The sequence below is a fragment of the Streptomyces albiflavescens genome, assembly GCF_014645835.1.
Classification (GTDB): Bacteria; Actinomycetota; Actinomycetes; order Streptomycetales; family Streptomycetaceae; genus Streptomyces; species Streptomyces albiflavescens.
This window is the reverse complement of the sequence record NZ_BMMM01000025.1, coordinates 20792-28485: the sequence shown is the minus strand read 5'-3', so window position 1 is coordinate 28485 and position 7694 is coordinate 20792. Positions and strand designations below refer to the sequence as shown.

General features: G+C 70.5%; 10 protein-coding genes. 4 read left to right on the top strand and 6 right to left on the bottom strand.

Translation table 11 applies throughout. From position 1 onward, the window contains the following. Positions 1 to 8: 8 nt before the first annotated feature. The 4 genes from IEY95_RS43045 to IEY95_RS43030 all read right to left on the bottom strand — a co-directional run bounded on the left by IEY95_RS43045 (position 9) and on the right by IEY95_RS43030 (position 2948). Complete coding sequence (locus tag IEY95_RS43045) at positions 9 to 866, bottom strand: Bax inhibitor-1/YccA family protein (protein ID WP_189191731.1); 858 nt, start codon at positions 864 to 866, stop codon at positions 9 to 11. A 181-nt stretch (positions 867 to 1047) separates the two neighbouring features. Then, the gene (locus IEY95_RS43040; protein WP_189191730.1) at positions 1048 to 1515 is read right to left on the bottom strand and encodes an SsgA family sporulation/cell division regulator; all 468 of its coding nucleotides are present in this window, start codon (positions 1513 to 1515) and stop codon (positions 1048 to 1050) included. Between the two features lie 396 nt (positions 1516 to 1911). Further along, positions 1912 to 2340, bottom strand: coding sequence for an SRPBCC family protein (locus IEY95_RS43035; protein WP_189191729.1), 429 nt, complete (start codon positions 2338 to 2340; stop codon positions 1912 to 1914). A gap of 143 nt (positions 2341 to 2483) precedes the next feature. Then, positions 2484 to 2948, bottom strand: a complete 465-nt coding sequence (locus IEY95_RS43030; RefSeq protein WP_189191728.1) for an acyl-CoA thioesterase — start codon at positions 2946 to 2948, stop codon at positions 2484 to 2486. Positions 2949 to 3226: 278 nt separating this feature from the next. On the opposite strand from IEY95_RS43030, the gene IEY95_RS43025 reads away from it, so the two are divergent. Both IEY95_RS43025 and IEY95_RS43020 read left to right on the top strand, forming a co-directional pair. Further along, a complete protein-coding gene (locus IEY95_RS43025) occupies positions 3227 to 3421 on the top strand; it encodes a hypothetical protein (RefSeq protein WP_189191727.1) in 195 nt (64 codons plus the stop codon). A 55-nt stretch (positions 3422 to 3476) separates the two neighbouring features. Beyond that, positions 3477 to 3656 (top strand): hypothetical protein, encoded by a 180-nt coding sequence (locus IEY95_RS43020; protein WP_189191726.1) that lies wholly within the window; start codon positions 3477 to 3479, stop codon positions 3654 to 3656. A gap of 209 nt (positions 3657 to 3865) precedes the next feature. On the opposite strand, the gene IEY95_RS43015 is transcribed toward IEY95_RS43020, so the two are convergent. Continuing rightward, on the bottom strand, positions 3866 to 4072 hold the full coding sequence (locus IEY95_RS43015) for a hypothetical protein (RefSeq protein ID WP_189191725.1): 207 nt from the start codon (positions 4070 to 4072) through the stop codon (positions 3866 to 3868). Positions 4073 to 4251: 179 nt separating this feature from the next. On the opposite strand from IEY95_RS43015, the gene IEY95_RS43010 reads away from it, so the two are divergent. After that, positions 4252 to 5550 carry a histidine kinase gene (locus IEY95_RS43010; protein WP_373294665.1) on the top strand — a complete coding sequence of 433 codons (1299 nt, stop codon included), beginning with the start codon at positions 4252 to 4254 and terminating at the stop codon, positions 5548 to 5550. A 184-nt stretch (positions 5551 to 5734) separates the two neighbouring features. On the opposite strand, the gene IEY95_RS43005 is transcribed toward IEY95_RS43010, so the two are convergent. After that, positions 5735 to 6706, bottom strand: a complete 972-nt coding sequence (locus IEY95_RS43005) for an NADPH:quinone reductase (protein WP_189191724.1) — start codon at positions 6704 to 6706, stop codon at positions 5735 to 5737. A gap of 296 nt (positions 6707 to 7002) precedes the next feature. Here IEY95_RS43005 and IEY95_RS43000 point away from each other — a divergent pair, with 296 nt between their 5' ends. After that, complete coding sequence (locus IEY95_RS43000; RefSeq protein WP_189191723.1) at positions 7003 to 7692, top strand: response regulator; 690 nt, start codon at positions 7003 to 7005, stop codon at positions 7690 to 7692. The last annotated feature ends 2 nt before the right edge of the window (positions 7693 to 7694 follow it).

Genomic DNA, 7694 nt, shown 5'->3' with positions numbered 1-7694 from the left:
CGGAGAACTCAGTTGTCGCTGTTGAAGAGGGTCAGCACCCGCAGCACCTCCAGGTAGATCCACACCAGCGTCGTGGTGAGACCGAAGGCGGCCAGCCACGCCTCCTCGCGCGGGGCGCCGTAGGCGACGGCGTCCTCGACCTGCCTGAAGTCCAGGGCGAGGAAGGCCGCGCCGAGCAGGATGCCGATGACGCCGAAGAGGATGCCGAGGCCGCCACTGTGGAAGCCGAGGCCGTTGCCCGCGCCGAAGGCGGAGAAGAGGAGGTCGGCGACCAGCAGCAGGAGGAAGCCGGTCGCGGCGGCGGCGACGAAGCCGGTGAACCTCTGGGTCACGCGGATCCAGCGCATCCGGTACGCGACGAGCACACTCGCGGACACCGCGAAGGTGCCCAGCACCGCCTGCACGACCACACCCGGCGCGATGTAGGTCGAGATCGTGCTGGAGAGCACGCCGAGGAAGACGCCCTCGAACGCCGCGTACCCGAGGATCAGCGCCGGGGACGGCGTCCGCCTGAAGGCCTGGATCATCGACAGGACGAAGGCGACGAGCGCCGCGCCCACGGCGATGCCGTAGGACCGGCCGATGTTCGCCTCGTCGACGGGCAGCAGGAGCCAGGACAGCACCGCCGTCAGGGCCACGGTGCCGAGCGTCGTCCCGGTGCGGACGATGACGTCGTCCATCGTCACCGCGGTCCGGTCGGTCCGCGGCGACGTGTCGGCACCGGGGGCGTAGGGGTTGGTCAGGTGGTCGTCCGCCGGCCGGCCTCCGACCGCGGCACCCACCGGCCGGCGCGCGTAGACGTCGGCCGGGCCGGCGGCGTCCCGGGCGGCGCCCCAGCGGGAAAGGAACGGGTTGCTGGTCCTCACGTCATTCCTCCTTGTCCGCCGCACACTCGCGGCCTGCGGCAAAGCGTTGTCATCGGGTGCCCGGGGCGGCATACGTGTGGCACGGGCCACGCACCGGGCCGACGACGGCAACCCTGCGCGTCACCACTCTGACAGGTGACGCAATGAGAAGCAAATCATCCATGTGTGGGCCCGATAGTCGTCATTCGGTCGGCGCTCCCGGGCCGTCGAGCAGTTCCATGAGGAAGGCGTCCCAGTTCAGACCGTCCATCTCCGCCTCGGCCGAGGTGATCCGGTAGGTCGCGTCGAGCCACTGGGCCAGCGGCGCGGTGGGCACCTCGAACAGGGCCTCCACCTCCTGCGATTCGAGAAGCAGCCATGCCGAGGGCCGCTCTCCGGGCGACATCGGCCACATCCGCACATCGCCGGAGCCGCTCATCGCCGTCAGGCCGCGATGGAGGAGCTCGCGGCCGATGCGCCAGATGAGACTCGGTCCCCGTTCCGCCAGGAACTCGACCGTGATCACCGCGGGCATGTCCGGGTCGAAACGGAACTCCGCACATATGGGCAGCCGGGTGAATTCATCGAGCATCTGATCGAGGGCCAGGAGCAGCGAAGGCACAAGCGCGGGCGCCGAACGCGCCCGCAGGGGTGACTGATCACGGTGCATGACAGGAGTTCCCCTCCGTGGGACGAAGTCTGCGTCCACAACTCTTCGCCGGGGGCGGAGCCCGCACATCGGTCAGTTGACGGTCAAAGGAAGGCCCTGTCCGGGGCGGTTGACGGAACATTCGAGCCGGTGTGGGGTGCTCGCGTCGGCGCAGAGGCGGCGCCGGGACGTGTCGTACGAGCTGCGGGGACGTGACGTAAGTCAATTGTCTGCGGTGCCCGCGCCGGTGCCGGAAGCGGCGAGGAGGGTGAAGGTGGACATCGCCCCTCTCGGGACGTCAGCCTGCACCCGGGTGCAGGGCGCCATGACAAAGGGGCCGACAGCTCACGCTGTCGGCCCCTCACGGTGAGAGCCCTGCCGCACCGACGGTCCCGTGGTTCATGGGCCGGGAGCGCGTCACTTCGCCTGCAGGGGTCCCGCGAAGGACTTGCGCAGAGACGAGGGAGCGGCCAGGGGGAGCAGTGCGGCGAGCATCTTGCCCTTGACCGTGCTCGGCTGTCGCGTCAGTTCGACATCGACCCGGGTGCCATCGCCCTCCGGGGTCATCCGGAAGACCCATCCGCCGCCGGCTCCGAAGAGCTTCGAGTCGAGCGTGGTGATGGTGACCGTGTCACCTGTCGGCTCCCACTCGTAGCGTGCGCGCTCCCAGGCCGCGGCGGTCCCCTCGGTGACCTCGGCCCAGGTGTCGCCGAGTTCGTGGACCTCGAAGTGTCGGGCGTCGATCGTGGGCCAGGCCTTGGCGCGCGAGGGGCTGAAGTCGGTCAGCACCTCCAGCACGTCCTTGGGGCCGAGCTTGGAGACGAGATGGAACCGTACGACTGTCATGGGATGTCCTCACCGAGAAGTAACCGTTCTGACCGGTGACGAGAGACTCTCAAGGATGTGCGTCACCTGTCAAGATGGTTACTCTGGTGGAGGTGTCCCGTTGGCGACAGCCGCGCCGCCGTTGGCCTCCGCGAAGTCCCGGTTCAGGCTTGGTCCTGGGGCAGACCCATGGTTCGGGCGATCTCCCAGACCCGCTCGGACCACGGCGTGGGCGTCAGGGTGGCGCTGTCGAGACGGACGACGGTGCGGCTGCCGTGGGCGTGCGTCGTCTTCCCGTCGGCCGAGCACACGCGGTAGCCCGCGGTGGCCGAGGTCGTGCCCATGCGCTCCATCCACAGGTGTACGGCGTACTCGCCGACCTCCGCCACGGGGAGGTCGTAGGTGATGGCGAACGTCTTGACGACGTTGAAGCCGTCTCCTTCGATGCCGCTCTTGCCGCCGATGCCCTTGTCCCGCCAGAACCATCCCCACATCCGCTCGACCAGCACCTGGTAGCGACTGTTGTGCAGCAGGCCCATGGGGTCCAGGTCGTCGAAGTGGACGATCACGGGCATCAGGACGCCGACGTCGGTGCCCGGCGCGTCGGTGGTCGGGGTGGTGGAGGTCATCGTTGTGCTCCTTGGGTCGTACGTCTGTCTCCTGGGGCGAGGCCGTGGCTGTGGGTTCGGCCGGTGGCCGGACCGGTCGCCCAGGCCACATGTAAACACGTGTGAACACGTATTTTGGAGGGTAGCAGGGGGGCGGACCCGGCCGCATGGCGGCCAATCCCGCAGTTCACAAGTATCCCGTCGTCACCATCTTGACCGGTGACGAATGCGAGTGCAGACTGGCGGCGGACCTGTCGGTCGACGGGATCCGTCCACGATCCACGGAGTGGAGGCCGGACATGAAGCAGGAACCCTCGAGGGACGCCGCCGCGGCGGCACGGCGTGCGCGCTTCGGCAAGCTGCCCGAGCGCATCCGGTTCGAAGACATGACCGAAGAGGCGGAGTTCGTCCCGGACGGCCGGGCGGGGGGCGCCCATGACAACGCGGACGCGCGTCACACCTTCTCCTGCCTGGCCCTCGACCTCGGGCTGTAGCCCACGGCAACGGGACCGGGTCGCCACGAGCACGCACCGTCGACAGGGGCAGATCATGAACACGTACGAATACCCCCTCTTCCCGGGCCGACCGGGCAAGGAGCAGGACGCCCTCGAGGAGCTTCTCCGCCGGGTGAACTGCAACGACCGGCGGGAGCCGAGCCGGGAGGCCGAGGAGTACACGAGGAGAACTCGCCGGCTGGCCGCCGTCACGATTCTCGGCGCCGTCCTGTGACGGTAAGAGCCCTCCTGTGACGGTAAGACCCGTCCCGTGACGGTCACGCCGTCCCGCCACCGTCAGCGCTCGCTCGCGTCCGTCTCACCCGCCGTGAGCGCGTCCGTCCCGCCCGCCGTGAGAGAGGGCGAGCAGAGCCGTCGCGGCGTTTTCCTCTGACTGCCTCCGATCGCCTCGGTGACCCGGTCCGCCGGAAGTCCCGTCCGCGTTCAGCCGGACTTCCGGCTCTCGGCGGCCGCGAACAGCGCGAACGCCAGTACGAGGAGTGTGACGCTCGCGTAGATCTCGTAGCCGTCGAGGAAGCCGAGCCGCTGGACGAGCCCCCACCCGTGCAGCCGGCCGGTGATCTCGTGCACCAGACCCAGCGCGCCCTGAACCAGGGCGACAAAACCGAGTAGCTCCAGAATCTGCCTCATGTGATGACCCTCGCCCCGCCGACCCCCCACGTTCATCGGCCGCGAGGCGAGGCATGTCCGACCGAAGTCGGCGGTCGTGGTGACGAGGGTCGGACGAAAGTCTGAAGGGGTACGACTTTGGTCGGTGATCCCGGTCGAGGGGAGGTGCCGGCGGGCGCGCCTGCGTAGATTTGTCGACCGTGAGTGGTGACTATCCGGCGCGTACGCCACGACAGCCGACGTCCGTGTCCGGGGCCCTGGCCGAGCCCGCACACGTGCTTCCCGCGCGGCGTTGGCTGCTGCCGTCCGCCGTGGTCGCGGAGCTGGACCCGGACGCCGGCGAGGGCCGGTTCGGGCGGCCCCGGCGCACCGTACGCGACTGGGTCGTCGACTTCGGGTGCTTCCTGCTCGCCGTCGTCATCGGGCTGGCGGCGGCGAACACACTGGCACACGACCCGCACACCCCGCACAGCCTCGCCGTCGTCGACCAGTGTCTCGGCGCGCTCGCCTGCGGCGCCGTCTGGCTTCGGCGGCGCTGGCCGCTGGGGCTGGCCGTCGCGATGGTCCCCGTCGGGCTGGTCTCGAACACCGCGGGCGGCGCGGGCATGGTCGCGCTCTTCACTCTCGCCGTGCACCGGCCCTTCAAGTTCGTGGGCTGGCTCGCCGGGGTCTCGCTCGTGCTGTTCCCCTTCATCTTCTGGCTGCGGCCCGACCCCGACATGCCGTACCTCGTCGCGGTCACCCTCACCGCGCTGTTCACCGTGGCGGTGGTCGGCTGGGGCATGTTCGTACGCTCCAAGCGTCAACTCATGCTGAGCCTGCGGGACCGGGCGCGGCGGGCCGAGACCGAGGCGTCGCTGCGGGCCGAGCAGGCACAGCGGCTCGCGCGCGAGGCCATCGCGCGTGAGATGCACGACGTGCTCGCGCACCGGCTCACCCTGCTGAGCGTGCACGCGGGGGCTCTGGAGTTCAGACCGGACGCGCCCCAGGAGGAGGTCGCGCGGGCGGCCGGGGTGATCCGGGAGAGCGCGCACGAGGCGCTGCAGGACCTGCGGGAGATCATCGGCGTGCTGCGGGCCGGAGACTCCGATGAGGCCGGGCGGCCGCAGCCGACGCTCGCCGCGTTCGACGGGCTGGTCACCGAGTCCCGCTCGGCCGGCATGAAGGTCGTCCTCGACAACCGCGTCGCCGATCCGGCCGCCGTCCCCGCGTCCGTCGGACGCACCGCGTACCGGATCGCCCAGGAGGGCCTGACCAACGCCCGCAAGCACGCGCCGGGCGCGGAGGTGACGGTGACGGTTCGCGGAGCCTCCGGAGACGGCCTGACCGTCTCCGTCGGCAATCCCGCGCCGCCGGGTGACGTCCCCCACGTCCCCGGGTCGGGGCAGGGACTGATCGGACTGACGGAGCGGGCGACGCTGGCCGGCGGCTGGCTGAAGCACGGTGCCGAGGGGGACGGGGGCTTCCTGGTGCACGCGTGGCTGCCGTGGACCGGCTGACGGCGGGGGCCCGGCCCGGCCGGGCTGTGAGGTTGGTGCCCCCGCTTGTCGAGCAGTCCCCGCGCCCCTGCAGGGGCGCGGGGAACTGCTCGATCTTTTAGGGGGCTGGGGGCGCAGCCCCCAGGTAGGGGACGGACAGGGGTGGAGGAGGGGCGAAAACCACCTGTCGCCCCCCCGCGACGGCTCAGCAGCCGGTGCGCAGAACCACTCGCCTGCCATGGAGTTCCCCACGCTCCATACGCCGGTGGACCTCCGCCGCGGCGCTCAGCGGCAGCGTCTCCATGGCGCGCGGGCGGAGCAGGTCCCGGGAGAAGAGGTCGTTGAGCGTGGTCGCCGCCGACGCGAGCTCCCCGGTGGTGGCGTGGGAGATGGCGAAGCCCCGTACGGACGCGTCCTTCATGTAGAGGGGACCCACCGGGAGGACGGGTTCGTCCTGTGCGCCGGCCATCAGGACGATACGGCCGCGATGCGCGAGCAGGGCGACGGCGGAGGCGAGGTCGTTGTGCCCGGAGGTGTCGACATGGAGGTCGACTCCGTCGGGGGCCAGCTCCGCGAGGCGCCGCGTGAGCTCGGGATCGCGGTAGTCCACCACCTCGGAGGCTCCCAGCTCCCGGCAGTAGTCGTGGTCGCCCGCCGACGCCGTCGCGATGACTCGGGCGCCCGCGCGGACGGCGAGGACCACCAGCGCGGCGCCCACGTTTCCCGCGGCTCCACCGGCCAGCACTGTCTCGCCCGAACACAGGCCACCGTGGGTGAACAGGGCGAGATACGCGGCAGCGGCCGGGTGGACCACAGCCACCGCGACTTCGGGAGGTACGCCCGGAGGGAGCGGGTAGAGCCGGTCGACGGGCACCGCGGCCTGCTCGGCCGCCGCACCCTGACGGCCGCCGTGGCCAAGGCTGTTGCACCACACGGCATCGCCGACGGCGAACCCGCCCCCGGCCGACGCGACCGTGCCCACCAGGTCCCGGCCGATGACGAAGGGGAACTCCAGCGGCGTACGGAAGACCCCTGAACGGACAAACACGTCCACGGGGTTGACCGTGGTGGCCCCCACGTCGACGAGGACCTCGTCGGGACCCGGCACGGGTGCGGCGAGCTCTCCGTAGCGAATGGCCTCGGGTGGGCCGAGTTGTTCGACATAAGCGGCACGCATGGCCAAGGTTCCTTCCACCGCGGGGCGCACTCGCGCGAGGCCCGCGCGGTCCTCGTCACGTCGCCGTCAAGCCGCTGTCCAGGCGCCCGGAATTCGCGCCCGCCGCGAATCGGCGGACCCTCACGGGCATTCTTGCCCCGGCCTTCCGACCGCCCCGGCATTCCGGCGGTCAGCGGTGAGTCGCGCATGGCGCCGGGAGCGCGCGGGCCGGGGAAAGGTATCTGGCGGCGCTGATTTGAGACGTCCTGATCGCAGGCGTTCTGGTCGAAGGCCGGCGACCTGGTTAGGTGGATCCCATGACTGCGATCCGACTGCTGCTCGTCGACGACGATCCCCTGGTGAGAGCCGGCCTGTCCTTCATGATGGGCGGCGCCGAGGACATCGAGATCGTCGGAGAGGCCGCCGACGGGAGCGAGGTGGAAGCTCTTGTCGACCGCACCAAACCGGACGTCGTCCTGATGGACATCAGGATGCCCACGGTCGACGGACTCACCGCCACGGAGAGGCTGCGCGGTCGCCAGGAGGCGCCGCAGGTCGTGGTCCTGACCACTTTCCACGCCGACGACCAGGTGTTGCGGGCGCTGCGCGCGGGGGCGGCCGGGTTCGTACTGAAGGACACCCCGCCCGCGGAGATCCTTGCGGCGGTGAGACGGGTCGCGGCCGGTGATCCCGTGCTGTCGCCCACCGTCACCCGCCAGTTGATGGAACACGCGGCCGGCGGCGCGCCCGATACCCGCCGTACGACCGCCCGCGACCGGGTCGCCGCCCTGAACGACCGGGAACGCGAGGTCGCCGTCGCCGTAGGACAAGGCAGGTCGAACGCGGAGATCGCCGCCGGGCTCTTCATGAGCGTCGCCACCGTCAAGACCCACGTCTCGCGCATCCTCGCCAAGCTCGGCCTCAACAACCGCGTCCAGATCGCCCTGTTGACGTATGACGCCGGGCTTCTGGAGGAGGACGGGCACGGAGCGGAGGACGGGCACTGAGC